The organism is Lederbergia wuyishanensis (genome assembly GCF_022900255.1).
GTDB classification, from domain to species: domain Bacteria; phylum Bacillota; class Bacilli; order Bacillales; family Bacillaceae_C; genus Lederbergia; species Lederbergia wuyishanensis.
This window is the reverse complement of sequence record NZ_JALIRM010000001.1, coordinates 452,327-469,862: the sequence shown is the minus strand read 5'-3', so window position 1 is coordinate 469,862 and position 17,536 is coordinate 452,327. Positions and strand designations below refer to the sequence as shown.

Here is a 17,536-nt window from a genome sequence, read left to right as displayed (position 1 = left end):
GCTATTCATTTCGTATAACCTTTACCGGCTTAATAAGTGTTTCGTTTTCTGGATGTACTTGATAAATTGCATAAGCTTTTCCTTCGAATATCATTACAACTTGACCATGTTTTGGCCAATGATTTGGTCGCGGAAGAACAGCTCCATTTTTAATCTTTACAATTAAATTACTATCTAATGAAAAAAAGGACAAGTGAGATATTCCTTTTTCTAAGGGATAGATATATTGAATTATTTCGTCTTCCTCTAAAGCTTTTTCCAGTTGCTCGAACGTAAGACAATCACTTGCTTCTATTCCTGCAGAAGCGATTCTTGTTAGTAAAGACATATGTGCAGGATATCCTAATTTTTCTCCTATCATAACGGCCAATGTTCTAATGTAAGTGCCTTTGCTACAGTGGACACGAAAACGAAATGAAATAGTTCCATTCTTTTTTTCAATCATATCGCCAAGTAGCCTTAGTTCATAAATATGTACTGTTCGAGATGGTCGTTCTATTGTTACACCTTCACGTGCATATTCATATAACCGTTTTCCTTTTACTTTAACAGCGGAAAACATCGGGGGAGTTTGATTAATCATTCCGATAAATGAATGCAAAACTATCTCTATTTCTTCAATAGAAATATCACGGTCTACATTTTTTCTATCTACAATCTCTCCTGAAGCATCTTCAGTTGTTGTAGAAAAGCCTACTGTCACTTCTCCTTCATACACTTTACCAGCATCGGTTATGTACTCAGCAATTTTTGTTGCTTTTCCCAAACAAATGGGAAGAACTCCGTCGACATCTGGATCTAATGTGCCAGTATGTCCGACCTTTTTCATACGAAGAAGTTTACGTACTTTAAAGACACAATCATGTGAAGTCATTCCCTTTGGTTTCCACAATGGCAATATTCCATCCATTATATTACTTTCCTCCTTTTCGTAAATTTCTAATCCAATCAACTAGTTGGCAAATCGATAATGTAACTTAACTAAACACCTATAGATAACAATAATAGCCGTCACCACTTGGAGCTTAGACCAATCACATATTACTTGCCATAAGTGATTAATACAAAGCGCACATGGGACGGCTGAAATTTAGCTTGCTTAGTCTTCTTTAATTTGTTTTAGTATCGATTCGATTCTATTTCCATATCCGATAGATTCGTCAAATTCAAAAGAAATTTCTGGGGTTTTGCGAAGACGGATCCTTTGGCCAATTTCGGATCTAATAAATCCTTTGGCTTTATCAAGTCCCTTTAACGTATTTTCCTTTTGTTCTTCATCCCCAAGAACGGAAATATAAACAGTCGCTTGCTGCAAATCCCCTGTAACATGCACATCCGTTATAGTAACAAAACCAACACGGGGATCTTTAATTTTCCTACTGATTATTTCTCCGAGTTCCTTTTTCATCTGCTCTCCAACACGATTGGCACGTAAACTCATATCAAACACCTCTCTTACAGCCATTCAAAGGTTGTAGTTACTCTTTCCCATTCTGGAAAAGAATCCAGAAAACTAAGAGCATGATTTAGTTCACGCTCTGCAGCCTGTCTTGATGACGAAACAGTTGTAATAGCAATTTTAGTTAATTGCCATACATCTTGGTGATCAACTTCAGCTGCAGAAACATTGAATTTCTGTCTAAGTCTAGTTAGCGTACGCTGTAGGACTGCCCTCTTCTCTTTTAAAGAATGGGTATGAAAAATTCTGTATTCGCACTCAACAAATCCAATCAAGTACGCTCAATTTCTTCCATAAGGTATGCCTCAATAATGTCTTCTTCTTTCACATCATTGAAGTTTTTAATTGTAATACCACATTCATATCCTTGGCTAACCTCTTTTACATCATCTTTAAAACGTTTAAGTGCGTCGATTACACCCTCATATATGACAATGCCATTTCTGATAAGTCGAACTCCACTGTCACGAGTTATCTTACCATCCGTAACATATGACCCTGCAATCGTACCAATTTTTGATACCTTGAAAGTTTGACGAACTTCCGCTTGTCCGATAATTTTTTCTTCAAATTCTGGATCAAGCATTCCTTTCATCGCTGCTTCAATTTCTTCAATTGCTTTATAAATTACTCGGTGAAGACGAACCTCTACTTTTTCAGAGTCTGCAGCACGCTTGGCATTCACATCTGGACGAACATTAAAGCCAATTACGATCGCGTTCGAAGCTGCTGCAAGCGTAATATCTGATTCATTAATAGCACCAACGGCAGTATGAATGATTTTGATATTAACACCTTCAACATCGATTTGTTTAAGCGCTGCAGCAAGTGCCTCTACTGATCCTTGTACGTCCGCTTTTACAATAACGTTCAAATCTTTCATTTCACCTTGTTTCATTTGTTCGAACAATGTATCAAGGCTGACACGAGAGCTTTCGTTTCTTGAAGCAAGAAGTGCTTCCTGTGCGCGCACTTCCCCAATTTGGCGAGCCGTTTTCTCATCATCAAATACAACAAAGCGATCTCCTGCTTGTGGTACATCATTTAGACCTGTGATTTCTACAGGTGTGGATGGTGGTGCTTCTTTTACTCTTCTACCTACATCATTTACCATTGCACGTACCCGACCAAATGTACTACCCACAACTATTGGATCCCCGACCTTTAATGTACCATTTTGTACGAGTAAAGTAGCGACAGATCCACGTCCTTTATCAAGCTGTGCTTCAATAACTGTTCCGATAGCATTTCGGTTTGGATTAGCTTTAAACTCTTCAACTTCACTTACAAGTAAAATCATTTCAAGTAAGTTGTCTATTCCTTCACCCTTTAATGCGGAGATTGGAACAAATATTGTATCTCCACCCCAATCTTCAGGAATGAGACCATGCTCGGTCAATTCCTGCATGACACGGTCAGGATTAGCAGTTGGTTTATCCATTTTATTTACAGCAACAATGATAGGAACCTCGGCTGCTTTGGCATGATTAATTGCCTCAACAGTTTGCGGCATGACTCCATCATCTGCAGCAACAACAAGAATAGTGATATCTGTTACTTTAGCTCCTCGAGCACGCATTGTTGTAAACGCAGCATGTCCCGGGGTATCAAGGAAAGTGATTTTTTTTCCATTTGCAACAATTTGATATGCACCAATATGCTGAGTAATACCTCCAGCTTCTCCTGCCGTTACCTTTGTATTTCGAAGTGAGTCAAGTAGGGTTGTTTTTCCATGGTCAACGTGCCCCATTATCGTCACAACTGATGGACGTTCAACTAAGTTTTCCTCATTATCTTCAGTAAAATACACTTCTAGATCTGTCGCATCGATTTGGATTTCTTCTTCTACCTCAACCCCATAATCCGAGCAAATAAGTTCTATCGCATCTTTATCGAGTTCTTGATTAATTGTCGCGATTACTCCTAAAAGGAATAATTTTTTAATAATCTCAGTTGGTTCTCGATGCAGCTTCTTAGCTAGCTCTCCTAATGAAAGAGAACCGCTGAATGTTATTTTTTCTGGAAGCTCTTTTTGCTTTTGTGGTGCCGGCTGATGTTGCTGCGGCCTTTGTCTTTGCTTATTGTTTTTATTATTTACATTACTACGATTCTTATTTGCGTTTCTATTATTGTTTTTTTGTTGTTGATTTTTATTATGAGTATTTCCCGTACCATTTTTCATATTAGAATTATTTTGCCCCATCTCATTATTGCGTTGTTTTCCAGCCGGTCTTTGATTTGGTGCTGATTTAGTTTGAGTATTTTCAGATCGGCGTTGGTTGTCATTTGTACTTTTTACTTGCTTTGGTTTATTGTCTTTGGACTGTCTTGTTTGATTATTACTAGGAGATTTTGGTCCTGATTGCTGGTTATTCGATTGTCCATTACGTTGTTGGCTTTGTTTTCTTGCATCGGCTTGTGGACCTTTACTATTATAAATCGAATCTAGCTTTCCAGTTGTTTCTCCATCAATCATAGACATATGATTGGTGACTTCTATATTCAAACTTTTTAGTTTAGAAATTACATCTTTACTAGATGTATTTTGCTTTTTAGCGTATTCATATACACGTACTTTACTCATAGGTTCACCCCCGTTTTATTCATCGAGCAATGAAGTAAGCTTTTTGGCAAAGCCATCTTCCAGGATTGCTACAACTACTCTTTCGTCCTTCCCTATAGCAAATCCAAGTTTTTCTCTTGATTCTACAAAATGAAAAGGAATGTCGTAAAAAGTACACTTATCCTGTATTTTCTTTGAAGTGTTTGAAGAGGCATCTTTGGAAATTAGTACAAGCTTGGCTCTTCTATTTTTGATTTCCTTAACGACCAATTCTTCTCCGGAAATAATCTTTCTTGCTCGATTTGCCAATCCAAGCAGTGACATCCATTTTTCTTGCTTCATTATTTAGGTTTACTTTCTTTTTCTAATAATGCGAGAAGCTCTTCATAAACGGAATCATTCACTTCCGCATTTAATTGGCTAGAAAATATATTTTTCTTTTGTGCAATAAGTATTGCATCACGATCTAGAGAAACGTAAGCGCCTCTTCCGGATTTTTTACCTGATAAGTCAACAGATACTTCCCCCTCTTTAGAGCGGACAATTCGTACCATTTCTTTTTTCGGTTTCATTTCCCCGGTAGCCAAACATTTTCTCATTGGAATTTTTTTTCGAACTGCCAATCTAACTCACCCCTATTCGATTTCTTCGTCATTTAAATCGAATGTGTCACTTGATTCATCATCATCAAAAAAGAAGAGAGCTTCTTCGCGTGGATATATGCCTGCTGCGCGAGCATCAGTTTCACTTTTAATATCAATTTTCCAACCTGTTAATTTTGCTGCAAGTCTAGCGTTTTGTCCCCTTTTTCCAATTGCGAGTGATAATTGATAATCTGGAACAACAACAGTAGTTGCCTTTTCTTCTTCGTGTATGTCTACATCCAATACTTTTGATGGACTTAATGCATTTGCAACAAAAACAACTGGATCAGAGGACCATTCTACGATATCAATTTTTTCACCTTTTAATTCATTGACAATCGCTTGTACTCGAGCACCTTTAGGACCAACACAAGAACCTACTGGATCAACTTCCGCATTATCTGTACTAACAGAGATTTTAGATCGGTCTCCTGCTTCACGAGCAACAGATTTTATTTCGACGGTGCCATCATATATTTCGGGAACTTCGATTTCAAATAACCTTTTTAACAAACCTGGATGTGTACGTGAAACATATATTTGTGGACCTTTCGTTGTCTTTTCAACTTTTGTGATATAGACTTTAATACGGTCATGCGGTTTATATGTTTCATTTGGCATTTGTTCACTTAGAGGTAATAATGCTTCAATTTTACCAAGGCTAACGTAAATAAACCTAGGATCCTGCCTCTGAACAATTCCTGTCATAATATCATCTTCTCGGTCAATAAATTCCGAGTAAATAATACCCCTCTCTGCTTCACGAACTCGTTGGGTTACAACTTGTTTCGCCGTTTGGGCTGCAATTCTTCCGAAGTCTTTCGGTGTTACCTCTAACTCGAGAATATCTCCAGTTTCATATGCAGGGTTAATCTTTTTGGCTTGATCAAGAGAAATTTCAAGTCTAGAATCAAATACTTCATCAACAATTTCTTTACGCGCAAATACTCGCATAGTGCCAGTTCCTAAATTGAGATCAACACGGACATTTTGCGCTTGATTAAAATTCCGTTTGTATGCTGAAACAAGAGCCGCTTCGATTGCTTCAATCAATACATCACGACTAATTCCTTTTTCTCTTTCCAGAATAATGAGAGCATCCAATAGTTCCGAGCTCATTTGATGGTCATCCCCTTTAATTCACTTTTTACCTTTGTATGATTCAAACATTTATTTTAGGCCCTAAAATCATATTGTGATTTCAGTTCCAAGCTCTCGCATTCAGCGAACAGATGTGTAGCTTTGAAGCACATATTAAGTATCACTGGTACATTTTCCTAAAGGAGTATGCCCTTAACTACTGTCCACAACTAAGTCTTTTTAAAAAACGACGGCTAGTCTCGCTTTAGCGATTTTATCTAATGGAATTTCAATCGTCTTAACCCGTGTTTTGATTTTCATTTCAAGTGTAATCGTTCCTTCATTAAAATCTATAAGCTTACCTTCAAACGTTTTTTCACCGTCAATTGGTTCATACGTTTTGAGATTGACATTCTTACCAATTGCAGATCTAAAATCAGATTCTTTTTTCAATGGCCGTTCTGCACCTGGAGATGAAACTTCCAAAAAGTAATTATGAGGTATCGGATCGATTTCATCTAATATTAGACTTAGTCTTTCACTAACAATACCGCACTCTTCAATGTCTATACCATTTTCCTTATCAATAAATATGCGGAGGAACCAGTTTTTCCCCTCTTTTACATACTCAATATCGACAAGTTCAAGCTTCATATCTTCTAAGATAGGAGTTACGAGTTCTTCAACGATTTCTGTTACCTTACTCATAATGACCTCCATGATGAGAGTTTCAATAGTTTTGTTTTTGGGATTGAAATCGATAACTAGGTTTTTATATAACTGTAAGTCATAACCACTTGCTGATTTGTCTAGATGTTGGCCTCTTCTGTTTTTCTTTAGAACAATACGAAAGAGTGGGGGATGCCCACTCTTTTTTGTCAACAGAGAGTTATTCATAGTATTTCCATTAAAAATATACCATATCCGTCAAGTATATGCAAATCATACAAATTCCCTAAAACAATGATAACTGGTTTTGATCAGGCAAAGATTCTAAGCAACCATGTTTTTCTAGGTATTCAATAATAGTCTTAGAAACTTTTCCTCTTTGCTGTAAATCCTCTTTTGATAAGAATTCACCGTTTTCTCTTGCTTTAACTATGTTTAACGCAGCATTAGTTCCTAGACCTGGTATAGAGTTAAATGGAGGGATTAACGCGTCTCCATCAATAATAAATTGAGTAGCACTTGATCTATATAGATCGACCCGCTTAAATTTAAAATTTCTTTCACTCATTTCCAGTGCAAGCTCCAATACTGTAAGTAAACTCTTTTCTTTCGGAGATGCGTCAAGACCCTTCATATTGATTTCTTCAATTCTTGCTCGAATTGTTTGGGAACCTCTAACCATAGCTTCCAAATCAAAATCTTCTGCCCTTACGGTAAAGTAAGCAGCGTAATAAAACAAAGGATGATGCACTTTAAAATAAGCAATTCTTACAGCCATCAATACATATGCAGCTGCATGCGCCTTAGGAAACATATATTTGATTTTTTTACACGAATCAATATACCATTCGGGAACATTATTCTTCCTCATGTCATCTTCCCATTCAGGAGTAAGTCCTTTCCCTTTACGAACAGATTCCATGATTTTAAATGCAAGTGAAGGCTCCAGCCCTTGGTATATCAAATAAACCATAATATCGTCACGACAGCCAATAACTTCTGATAATGTACATGTTTTATTTTGAATAAGTTCTTGTGCATTCCCAAGCCATACGTCAGTACCATGTGACAGGCCCGAGATTTGAACAAGTTCTGAAAAGGTAGTTGGTTTTGTATCTTCTAACATTTGTCGAACAAATCTAGTACCAAATTCAGGAATACCCAGTGTCCCCGTTTTACACATTATTTGCTCTTCAGTTACCCCAAGGGATTCAGTTCCGCTAAAGATTTTCATAACTTCTGGGTCATCAGTTGGAATTGTTTTAGGATCGATTCCACTTAAATCTTGAAGCATTCTTATAACAGTCGGATCATCGTGACCAAGAATATCCAGTTTTAATAAATTGTCATGTATGGAATGAAAATCAAAATGGGTTGTTTTCCACTCAGAATCACTATCGTCGGCAGGATATTGAATTGGTGAAAAATCGAAAATTTCCATATCATCTGGAACAACAATTATTCCGCCTGGATGCTGTCCTGTCGTTCTCTTAACCCCTGTACACCCCTGAACTAAGCGATCAACTTCAGCATTTCTTAAATGAAGGTTATTATCTTGAGCATATCCCTTAACATAACCAAAAGCAGTTTTTTCTGCGACGGTTCCTATTGTACCAGCACGATAAACATAATCTTCTCCAAAGAGTACCTTTGTATAGTTGTGTGCATGAGGCTGATATTCACCTGAAAAATTTAAATCGATATCTGGTACCTTATCTCCCTTAAAGCCAAGAAATGTTTCAAATGGTATATCGTGACCATCTTTTTTGTATGCAGTACCACATTGAATACAATCCTTATCAGGCAAATCAAATCCCGAACCAACCGATCCATCATCGAAAAACTCCGAATGCTTACAATTCGGACAAACATAATGAGGAGGCATTGGATTTACTTCAGTAATTTCAGTCATTGTTGCAACAAAAGATGATCCAACTGATCCTCTGGAACCTACCAAGTAGCCATCATCCAATGATTTTTTAACAAGCTTATGTGAAATGAGATAGATAACAGCAAAACCATGTCCAATGATACTTTTTAATTCTTTTTCTAAGCGTGCTTCAATAAGATCAGGGAGTGGATCACCGTAGATGCTTTTTGCTCTCTCATAGCTCATTGTCCTGATTTCTTCTTCAGCACCTTCAATTTTTGGAGTATATAGATCGTCTTTAATAGGTTTAATGTTGTCAATCATATCCGCAATTAAATTTGAGTTTTCAACAACAATCTTCCGAGCTTGCTCTTTTCCTAAAAAGGCAAATTCTGAAAGCATGTCATTTGTTGTTCTGAAATGGACATCTGGCAATTCATGCCTATTTAAAGGATTTGCGCCACCCTGAGATGAAATTAATATTTTGCGGTAAATTTTATCCTCTTCGTTTAAATAATGGACATTTCCAGTCGCGACCACTGGAATATTCAACTTCTCACCCATGTTTACGATATTTTTAATGATATCTTTTAAATCACTTTCATCTCTTACTAGCTCCATTTCTATTAATGGAGCGTAAACAGATTTAGGATGAACTTCTAAATAATCATAAAAAGCAGCAGCTTTCTCAGCTTCAGCCTGCCCTTTTTGCATCATTGCTTCGAAAACTTCACCTTTATCACAACCTGATCCTATCAAAATCCCATCTCTATATTTTTCAAGAACAGACCTAGGAATTCTAGGAACGCGGTAAAAATAGTTTAGATGAGAAATAGAAACAAGCTTAAATATATTTTTCAAGCCAATATCATTTTTTGCAAGCAATGTACAATGGCTCGGTCTTGCCCGCTTATAGGCATCACCTTCACCCATATAATCATTAAATTGATCATGATATTCTATGCCTTTTTCTTTAGCATCCTTTAACATTTTCAAAAATAAAAATCCTGTAGCCTCAGCATCATAAATAGCACGGTGATGCTGGGTCAATTCTATATCAAACTTTTTAGCCAAAGTATTTAAGCGGTGGTTCTTAAATTCGGGATATAAAAATCTAGCAAGCTCTAACGTATCTATAACAGGGTTCTTAGATTTTCCAATTCCAATCTTTTGGAATCCAGTGTTTAAAAACCCCATATCAAATGTTGCATTATGAGCTACGTATATAGCGTCTTCCGACCATTCGTAAAATTTCTGTAGCATTTCTTCTACTTCTGGTGCGTCACTTACCATATCATCTGTTATTCCAGTCAATTCAATAGTAGTCGCTGATAGAGGATGGTGTGGATTGGCAAAGCTCTCGAACTTGTCGACTACTTCACCATCTCTTATTTTGACCGCTGCAAGTTCTATAATCGTGTCGTAAATAGCAGAAAGCCCTGTTGTTTCCACGTCAAAAACGATATATTCGGCAGTTTCAAGAAGTCTGTGGTCACTATTATAAGCAATTGGTACACCATCATTGATTAAATTAGCCTCTAATCCATAAAGAATTTTTATGTCATTTTTTTTCCCTGCACTATATGCTTCGGGAAAAGATTGTACACCCGCATGATCTGTAATCGCTATTGCTTTATGTCCCCATTTTTTCGCTTGAGCAACGTAGCTTGATATTGAAGTTATTGCATCCATTTGACTCATAGGAGAATGAAGATGCAATTCTACACGTTTAGCACCATCTTCTGCTAAATCTAATCGTGTCTTTGGTTTTACTTCATTAATATCATTAGCTATCATGACTAGGTCGCGGACAAATGTATCATTTTGTACGCTCCCTCTTACCTTCACCCACATTCCCTTCTTTACCAAATTCAGCATTTCAGCATCTTCTTTATCTCTTGAAAACATTTTTACTAAAATGGAATCCGAATAGTCGGTCATCTTAAATGTCAATAGGGAACGTCCACTTCTTAGTTCTCTTACTTCTGCATCAAAAATATATCCTTCTACCGCGATTCTTCTTTCTTCATCAATAATTTCTTCAATCTTCTTAATTTCATCATCGTTTTTAATGGTGAGGCCAATCGTAAGTGGACCAACGGTTTCCCCATTACTTTTCTCTTTTTCAGCATCCGTACGTTGCATATCTACAACAGCTTGTCTAGCCCGTTCCTCATCTTCTTTTCGATTTGCTTCTATGATTCTTTGGACTTCTTCAGATTGTTGCTCCTCGTTTACTTCTGTATCAAATTGGAGCTGAGGAAAACCAAAACTCTTGTATATATTAACTATGATTCCACCATATTTTACTTTTAAAGTCTCTGCTTCTGTGTGATTTCGTGCACGAATAATCATTTTATTTCCATTTATTTTAGGAGATTGTTCGTTTAATAAGATTAATAGCATTGGAGATATGCCATCTATTTCCTTAACACATGCATTCCAATAATCTAATATTAGTTGTTCAGTAGGAACAGTATCTGCATCCTGTGTTTCTACTACAAAACTAACAGAAGCAATATGTTGAAAAGATTTTTGAAGATGATTTGAAAACGTAGAAAACACATTATGCGGAATTATTTTTTCAAACATGAAGGAAAAATGCCATTTCTTTTGAGATCGATCAATGATAAGCTTTGTAATTTCTGCATTATAAAAATATTGAATAAATGCATCATCAGTTAAACTGAGTTGTTGCAGTAGCAACTGAAATCTCTCTCTTTTTTCGGCGGAATTCATTGCCATATCTGCCTCCAATGAAGAAGGTACCCAAATAGGTACCTATTATTTATTATTTGACTTTGTTAACCGTTAAGTTGATTTTCCACTTAGAGCACTCGCTTTCCACAGGGAGTTCGGAGACTCCTCGGCGCTTACTGCGCCGAAGGGGTCTCCGGTATACTCTTATCCCGCGGGTGTCTTGCACCTTCTTCTCCAATCAACTTAACTGCATTTTAATTTTTTACAATGACTGTTATTTTAATAAATCGTTAATTAATGGCAGCAAATTTGCTTTATCCACTTCAAACGATTCGCCAGTTTTTCTTACCTTTACTTCTACTATCCCTTCACTAGCTCTTTTTCCAATCGTTACGCGGATTGGGAGACCAATTAAGTCAGAATCTTTGAATTTGACACCAGGTCTTTCAGAACGATCATCTAATAAAGCATCATATCGATTTGCTTTACATAATTCATATAGTTCTTCTGCTAGAGAGACTTGGGCGTCATCTTTCATATTTACCGGGATTAAATGAACATGATATGGAGCAATATTTTTAGGCCAAACTAGTCCATTTTCATCGTTAAATTGTTCGGCAATTGCAGACAACGTACGAGAAACCCCAATACCATAACAACCCATAATATAGTTTTGGGCACGCCCATTCTCGTCTAAATAATTGGCATCCATCGCTTCACTGTATCTTGTACCTAGTTTAAAAATATGGCCAACTTCTATTCCGCGGGCAAATCTTATTCTTCCTTGTCCGTCCGGAGAAGGATCTCCTTCGGTAATAAATCTAAAGTCTGCATAAAAATCAACTTCAAAATCTCTTCCAGGATTCACATTAGAGAAATGATAGCCATCTTCATTAGCACCACAAACAGCATTAACCATAACTTTTACTGCATGATCTGCATATACTTTCAATTTACCATTAACCCCGACAGGGCCAAGAGAACCAGTAGGGCATCCTAATATTTCTTCCGTTTCTTCGTGATCGCAAAGCTCAACAGATTTAGCATTTAATACATTTTTAACTTTTATATCATTGACGTCATGATCTCCGCGAACTAGTATCATAACAGGCTCATCATCTACTTTAAATACTAGTGACTTAATGCATTTTTGTGAATTTACATTGAAAAATGACGATACTTCAGCAATTGTTTTTTGATTGGGAGTAGAGATTTTTTCTAATTCATTTTCTTCCTCAGTTGTTCTCTTATAGTCGACAACACATTCAGCCATTTCAATATTTGCAGCATAGTCAGAAGTATCGGAATAAGCTATAGTATCTTCACCAATTTCTGATAAAACCATGAATTCCTGAGTATCTTTACCACCAATTGCTCCTGAATCTGCTAAAACTGCTCTAAAGTCTAAACCGCATCTAGTAAAAATATTCATGTACGCAGTATACATTTTATTATAAACTTCATCTAAGCTTTCAGCAGAAGTATGAAAGGAGTATGCATCCTTCATAATAAACTCGCGTCCACGTAATAAGCCGAATCTTGGTCTTTTCTCATCTCTAAACTTTGTCTGAATTTGATAAAGTGTAAGTGGAAGTCGCTTGTACGATTGTACATCATCATTTACAATGCTTGTAATTACTTCCTCATGAGTAGCCCCTAACGCAAAATCTCTTCCATGTCTATCATGCATACGCATTAATTCATCGCCATACGTGAACCAACGGCCTGATTCTTGCCACAACTCAGCTGGTTGTAATGCAGGCATTAGTAATTCAGCTGCACCAGCATTCTCCATTTCTTCACGTATAATACTCTCTATCTTATCTAACGTTCTTTTTGCAAGTGGCATGTATGTATAAACTCCACTTGCAGTTTGTCTAATAAAGCCCGCTCTAAGAAGGAGCTGATGACTTTTAATATCCGCATCAGCTGGAACCTCACGAAGAGTAGGAATTAATGTCATACTTTGTCTCAAACTTAGCACCCCATCTTTTAGTACATTGATTAGTTAATAAAAAATCGTTGAATATCATTCCAAGTAACAACTATCATCAGCACCATTAAAAGTGCAAAGCCGATAAAATGAACCAGTCCTTCTTTATGGCGGTCGATAGGTTTTCCTCTGACAGCTTCAACTCCGAAAAATAATAGTCGTCCACCATCAAGTGCAGGAATCGGCAATAAATTCATTATGCCTAAATTAATGCTCAAAAGACCAGTCCATTTCATTAAATAAAGTATGCCAGCTTTTGCAACTTCTTCTGTAGATTTATAAATCCCTACTGGTCCTGAAAGCATATCAATAGAAAATTTACCCACTACCAATTGTCCAAGCAATTGGAAAATTTTTATTGTCCAATGATAGGTTTCAATAAAACCGCTCAGGGCGACTTTTGAAAATGATTTATCTAAATATGATTGAACTCCTATTAAGCCAATTTCTTTATCATCTTCAACAAATCGTTTTGGAGTTACTGGGATGTCCAAAGTTTTGCCGTCTCTTTCAACTGTGAAAACAAGCTCTTCTTCCGGATGTGCTCTAACAATCTTAGTCATATCAGTAAATGTATTTACTTCAGAACCGTCGATACTTAATACAAGATCTCCTTGTTGCAATCCAGATTCTTGAGCTGCCCCATCTGAAAGCACATTACCAAGTTTAGCTTCTTCTAAAGGTACCCCTTGAATAATCCCTATCAACGTAAAGGCAACAATTGCCAAAATAAAATTAAACAATGGCCCAGCAAAAATAGTCATAGCTCTTGCACTTAATTTTTTTGAAGCAAATTGTCGATCCCATGGAGCAATCTGTGTTTCTACTTGGTCTTCAACCACAATTGCTTCACGAGAGACGTTAAATGTTTGAAGAAGATCTTCCTCTCCTTCTTCATATCCTTGGATAATAAGGCGATGTTCTAAATCGGCTTTTTCAACTTCAATCACTTTTACATTTGGAAAACGATTTTTACCTGTTAAGATAATTTTATTTACCTTTTCACCATGATCAAATTGGATTGCGATCCGGTGCCCAGGTTTTATTTCCGGTATATCAGGATCTTCCCCAGCCATTCTTACAAATCCACCTATAGGCAAAAGACGTATTGTATATATCGTTTCACCTTTTTTGTATGAAAAAATTTTAGGACCAAACCCAATTGCGAACTCTCTTACAAGTATACCGGCACGCTTAGCAAAAATAAAATGTCCCAGTTCATGAAAAAATACGAGAGCCCCAAATATTATGATAAAGGAAATAACGGTATTCAAATGACTCAACCTCCTTTAGAAATAGCTTCTCACTAAACTAGTGAGTTAACATAACCCCGTGTTTCTGCATCAACTTCTTGAATTGTATAAAGATCTGGGTTCTTAATATAAGTATGCCGGGTAAGTGCCTTTTCAATCATATCTTCAATCGCTAGGAAAGAGATGTTTCCTGAAAGAAATGCATGTACAGCTACTTCATTTGCAGCATTTAGTACAGTAGGCAAAGTACCCCCTCTTTTTCCGGCCTCATAAGCAAATTCTAAACATCTAAACCTTTTAAAATCCATTTCTTCAAAATGAAGCTGACCAATCTTAGCTAAATCTAGACGATTGTCTGTTTGAAAATGATATCTTTCCGGATATGTAAGTGCATATTGAATCGGTACTCTCATATCTGGTGTTCCTAATTGAGCTATTATACTGCTGTCATCATATTCAACCATGGAATGGATAATGCTCTCACGGTGTAAAAGAACATCTATTTTTTCATATGGTTTGTCAAATAGCCAGTGAGCTTCTATTACTTCCAATCCTTTGTTCATCATTGTAGCAGAGTCAATCGTTATTTTGGAGCCCATTGACCAATTTGGATGATTTAGTGCTTGTTCTAATGTCACATTTTGAAGTTCCTCGCGGCTATAATCTCTAAAACTTCCGCCAGATGCTGTAATGATCAGCCTTCTCACACTTGATAGTTTTTCCCCTTGCAAGCATTGGTAAATAGCGGAATGCTCACTATCAACTGGTATTATAGGAACATTATTTTCTTTAGCGATGCTCATAACAAGATGTCCTGCAGTCACTAATGTTTCTTTATTAGCTAACGCAATTGTCTTTTTTGCTTTTATGGCTTGTAATGTTGGAAATAGACCTACACTGCCGATCACTGCATTTAAAAGTACATCTGACTTATGATATACGGCGGCTTCCATTAATCCTTCTGCCCCATACCCAAAAGTTATCTCTTGTGGATACTCAATTTTTAATCGTTCATAATCCTCTTTATATTGTACTGAGACAAATTCCGGTTTAAATTCATGCAGAATTTTCCTAACAAGCCCTATATTTTTCCCCGCAGAAATGGCAACTAGTTTAAAGTGATTTGGATTATTGCGTATAACATCTAGAGTTTGTATACCAATTGAACCAGTCGCACCAAGCAAACTTATGTATTTCATTATTTCGCTCCTTGAAAAAAATCTGAATTAAAATATTAAAAAATGGAGTAGGGGCAATACAAATAACCAACTATCACATCGATCTAGGATGCCTCCGTGCCCTGGGAATAAATTACCAGAATCTTTCACGCTATAATGTCTTTTCAATGCAGATTCAGCTAAATCCCCCATTTGTCCAAAAATAGAAACAATAATCGTAACGATTAGCAATTGTAAAAAAGGAATTTGAATGTTGGAAAAGAAAATGAATAAAATGGCTACAATTAATCCTGACGCAATTCCTCCAAAAAATCCTTCAATTGTCTTATTCGGACTAATATCTGGCCACAATTTATGTTTTCCAAATTTCCTTCCCACAAAATACGCACCTGAATCTGTTACCCATACAACGAATAAAGCATAAAAAAGGTAAACTAGTCCTTCCTCGCGAATTTGCACAAAATAGAAAAACCCGATCCCTATATATAAAACGGATAAAAGTATAAAACCTACGTCATCAAACGAAAAATAATTTTTGACAATTACAGTATATGATAAAAATAGTAGTACAGCTGCAAAAGCTAGTTCAATTTTTGAAAGACCAGTAATATTAATTATGTCAAAATAATGATTGGGTAATAAGAAAATCCACAGTAAAATAAGTGCTATTAATCCATGAAAAGAAAAAATTGAGAGCTTTCGCATTTGAAAAAGTTCATATAATCCAATCGATGCCATTACGTATGCAAGAAAAAGAAAAGGAATTCCACCTAGTATGGCAATTGGTAAAAATATCGCAATCAATATCGTGGCTGTTATGATTCGTTGTTTCATTTCTGTGACTCCTCGCTATGTATTCCTCCAAATCGTCTTGTACGCCGCTGATATGCCTCAACTGCCTCTAGTAAATGCGCCTCTTTAAAATCTGGCCATAACACATCTGTAAACCATAATTCAGAATAGGCAATTTGCCAAAGCATAAAGTTGCTAATACGCAGCTCCCCACTTGTGCGAATTAAGAGATCAGGATCTGTAAGATTATGAGTCATCAAATATTTAGAAAAGCACTCATCATCAATATCGCTTTCAATTAATTTCCCATTCCTTACATCATTTGATATTTCCTTAACTGCCTCAAGAATTTCTGCTCTGCCTCCGTAATTTAAAGCAAAGTTTAACTTTAGTCCTGTATTAGAAGAAGTTTTATCTATCGCTTTTTGAACAGCACGTTTTGTATGTTCAGGAATTCTATTATTATTGCCAATCATACAAACTTTTACGTTTTCTTCAATTAATTCAGGAAGAAATTTCCCAAGAAATTCCTCAGGCAATCCCATTAAATAATCTACTTCCTGTTTAGGACGTTTCCAATTCTCCGTTGAAAAGGCATAAAGGGTTAACGTATCAATATTAAGCTTATTAGCTAACATCGTAATTTTTCGTACTACTCTCATACCTTCATGATGACCTGCTATTCGGGGTAAAGCCCGTTTTTTTGCCCATCTACCATTCCCATCCATAATGATGGCAATATGATTTGGTATGGGCTGTTTTAACACATGTTCTATTCTCTCATCTATTGAAAGTGTTTTTCTTGAGCTTTTCCATAAATTTATTTTATTTAACATGAAAGGATCCTCCATCAGAGTTGCTTCCTTATATAATCGAAAGACCATAATTCCTATTATAAATAAAATATTACTATTTGGATAGAGAATGATACAGAAAGTATAAATATTATACATTTTATAACATAGTAAAGTTCGAAAGCTTATGTTCATCAGCGTTCAACATCATAGCAATTACTTTAAATAATTAAAATAAAATGTGTAAATGGATGTCAGACCAAACTTTTAATAAAGTAATTACTAAATTTACTTTTATTAGTTTGTAGATTCTAAGTATCACACACGCATCAATAATTGACACCATTTCAATTGAAGCAGAAGGCGCAAGTCCCCCTTAGAAACTTGTGTCAATTGAAATCCACGGCCATCTGTCAGCTTCGACTTCTAGCGTTTAGTAACTTTCCGCTCTTTTCCTACATAGGTTATCATCGACTTATCCACTCATCTTGACTAGGGCATGAACTTTCCACTTTTTGGCACTAATTGTAAGTGAGTGCCT

The 17,536-nt window shown here is 36.3% G+C and carries 14 protein-coding genes; all 14 read right to left on the bottom strand.

What is annotated here, in order from left to right; genetic code table 11:
• Position 1 precedes the first annotated feature (1 nt).
• The gene (truB, locus tag MT489_RS02435; protein WP_244679911.1) at positions 2 to 910 is read right to left on the bottom strand and encodes a tRNA pseudouridine(55) synthase TruB; all 909 of its coding nucleotides are present in this window, start codon (positions 908 to 910) and stop codon (positions 2 to 4) included.
• A gap of 189 nt (positions 911 to 1,099) precedes the next feature.
• Positions 1,100 to 1,441 (bottom strand): 30S ribosome-binding factor RbfA, encoded by a 342-nt coding sequence (rbfA, locus tag MT489_RS02430; RefSeq protein WP_244679910.1) that lies wholly within the window; start codon positions 1,439 to 1,441, stop codon positions 1,100 to 1,102.
• 14 nt (positions 1,442 to 1,455) lie between these two features.
• Complete coding sequence (locus tag MT489_RS02425; RefSeq protein ID WP_244679909.1) at positions 1,456 to 1,734, bottom strand: DUF503 domain-containing protein; 279 nt, start codon at positions 1,732 to 1,734, stop codon at positions 1,456 to 1,458.
• Positions 1,731 to 4,043 carry a translation initiation factor IF-2 gene (infB, locus tag MT489_RS02420; RefSeq protein ID WP_244679908.1) on the bottom strand — a complete coding sequence of 771 codons (2,313 nt, stop codon included), beginning with the start codon at positions 4,041 to 4,043 and terminating at the stop codon, positions 1,731 to 1,733. Before infB ends, MT489_RS02425 begins: the two co-directional genes overlap by 4 nt.
• 15 nt (positions 4,044 to 4,058) lie before the next feature.
• Positions 4,059 to 4,364, bottom strand: coding sequence for a YlxQ family RNA-binding protein (locus tag MT489_RS02415; protein ID WP_244679907.1), 306 nt, complete (start codon positions 4,362 to 4,364; stop codon positions 4,059 to 4,061).
• Positions 4,364 to 4,645: an RNase P modulator RnpM gene (gene rnpM, locus MT489_RS02410; protein WP_244679906.1), complete on the bottom strand. Its 282-nt coding sequence runs from the start codon at positions 4,643 to 4,645 to the stop codon at positions 4,364 to 4,366. The genes MT489_RS02415 and rnpM overlap by 1 nt, the downstream gene beginning before the upstream one ends.
• Before the next feature lie 12 nt (positions 4,646 to 4,657).
• The gene (nusA, locus tag MT489_RS02405) at positions 4,658 to 5,785 is read right to left on the bottom strand and encodes a transcription termination factor NusA (protein WP_244679905.1); all 1,128 of its coding nucleotides are present in this window, start codon (positions 5,783 to 5,785) and stop codon (positions 4,658 to 4,660) included.
• 201 nt (positions 5,786 to 5,986) lie between these two features.
• Positions 5,987 to 6,454 carry a ribosome maturation factor RimP gene (gene rimP, locus MT489_RS02400; RefSeq protein ID WP_244679904.1) on the bottom strand — a complete coding sequence of 156 codons (468 nt, stop codon included), beginning with the start codon at positions 6,452 to 6,454 and terminating at the stop codon, positions 5,987 to 5,989.
• 247 nt (positions 6,455 to 6,701) lie between these two features.
• A complete protein-coding gene (locus MT489_RS02395) occupies positions 6,702 to 11,030 on the bottom strand; it encodes a PolC-type DNA polymerase III (protein WP_244679903.1) in 4,329 nt (1,442 codons plus the stop codon).
• A 229-nt stretch (positions 11,031 to 11,259) separates the two neighbouring features.
• A complete protein-coding gene (locus MT489_RS02390) occupies positions 11,260 to 12,960 on the bottom strand; it encodes a proline--tRNA ligase (protein WP_244679902.1) in 1,701 nt (566 codons plus the stop codon).
• 29 nt (positions 12,961 to 12,989) lie between these two features.
• A complete protein-coding gene (gene rseP, locus MT489_RS02385) occupies positions 12,990 to 14,252 on the bottom strand; it encodes an RIP metalloprotease RseP (RefSeq protein ID WP_244679901.1) in 1,263 nt (420 codons plus the stop codon).
• Positions 14,253 to 14,284: 32 nt separating this feature from the next.
• Positions 14,285 to 15,430, bottom strand: coding sequence for a 1-deoxy-D-xylulose-5-phosphate reductoisomerase (gene dxr / locus MT489_RS02380; RefSeq protein ID WP_244679900.1), 1,146 nt, complete (start codon positions 15,428 to 15,430; stop codon positions 14,285 to 14,287).
• 27 nt (positions 15,431 to 15,457) lie between these two features.
• The gene (locus tag MT489_RS02375; RefSeq protein WP_244679899.1) at positions 15,458 to 16,243 is read right to left on the bottom strand and encodes a phosphatidate cytidylyltransferase; all 786 of its coding nucleotides are present in this window, start codon (positions 16,241 to 16,243) and stop codon (positions 15,458 to 15,460) included.
• A complete protein-coding gene (locus MT489_RS02370; protein ID WP_244679898.1) occupies positions 16,240 to 17,037 on the bottom strand; it encodes an undecaprenyl pyrophosphate synthase in 798 nt (265 codons plus the stop codon). The genes MT489_RS02375 and MT489_RS02370 overlap by 4 nt, the downstream gene beginning before the upstream one ends.
• Positions 17,038 to 17,536 lie beyond the last annotated feature (499 nt).

What these genes read in the sequence shown, in the direction of transcription:
- rimP (WP_244679904.1), bottom strand. Translation starts at nt 6,454, where the DNA reads ATGAGTAAGGTAACAGAAATCGTTGAAGAACTCGTAACTCCTATCTTA.
- MT489_RS02415 (WP_244679907.1), bottom strand. Translation starts at nt 4,364, where the DNA reads ATGAAGCAAGAAAAATGGATGTCACTGCTTGGATTGGCAAATCGAGCA.
- MT489_RS02370 (WP_244679898.1), bottom strand. Translation starts at nt 17,037, where the DNA reads ATGTTAAATAAAATAAATTTATGGAAAAGCTCAAGAAAAACACTTTCA.
- MT489_RS02395 (WP_244679903.1), bottom strand. Translation starts at nt 11,030, where the DNA reads ATGGCAATGAATTCCGCCGAAAAAAGAGAGAGATTTCAGTTGCTACTG.
- dxr (WP_244679900.1), bottom strand. Translation starts at nt 15,430, where the DNA reads ATGAAATACATAAGTTTGCTTGGTGCGACTGGTTCAATTGGTATACAA.
- nusA (WP_244679905.1), bottom strand. Translation starts at nt 5,785, where the DNA reads ATGAGCTCGGAACTATTGGATGCTCTCATTATTCTGGAAAGAGAAAAA.
- truB (WP_244679911.1), bottom strand. Translation starts at nt 910, where the DNA reads ATGGATGGAATATTGCCATTGTGGAAACCAAAGGGAATGACTTCACAT.
- MT489_RS02375 (WP_244679899.1), bottom strand. Translation starts at nt 16,243, where the DNA reads ATGAAACAACGAATCATAACAGCCACGATATTGATTGCGATATTTTTA.
- rbfA (WP_244679910.1), bottom strand. Translation starts at nt 1,441, where the DNA reads ATGAGTTTACGTGCCAATCGTGTTGGAGAGCAGATGAAAAAGGAACTC.
- infB (WP_244679908.1), bottom strand. Translation starts at nt 4,043, where the DNA reads ATGAGTAAAGTACGTGTATATGAATACGCTAAAAAGCAAAATACATCT.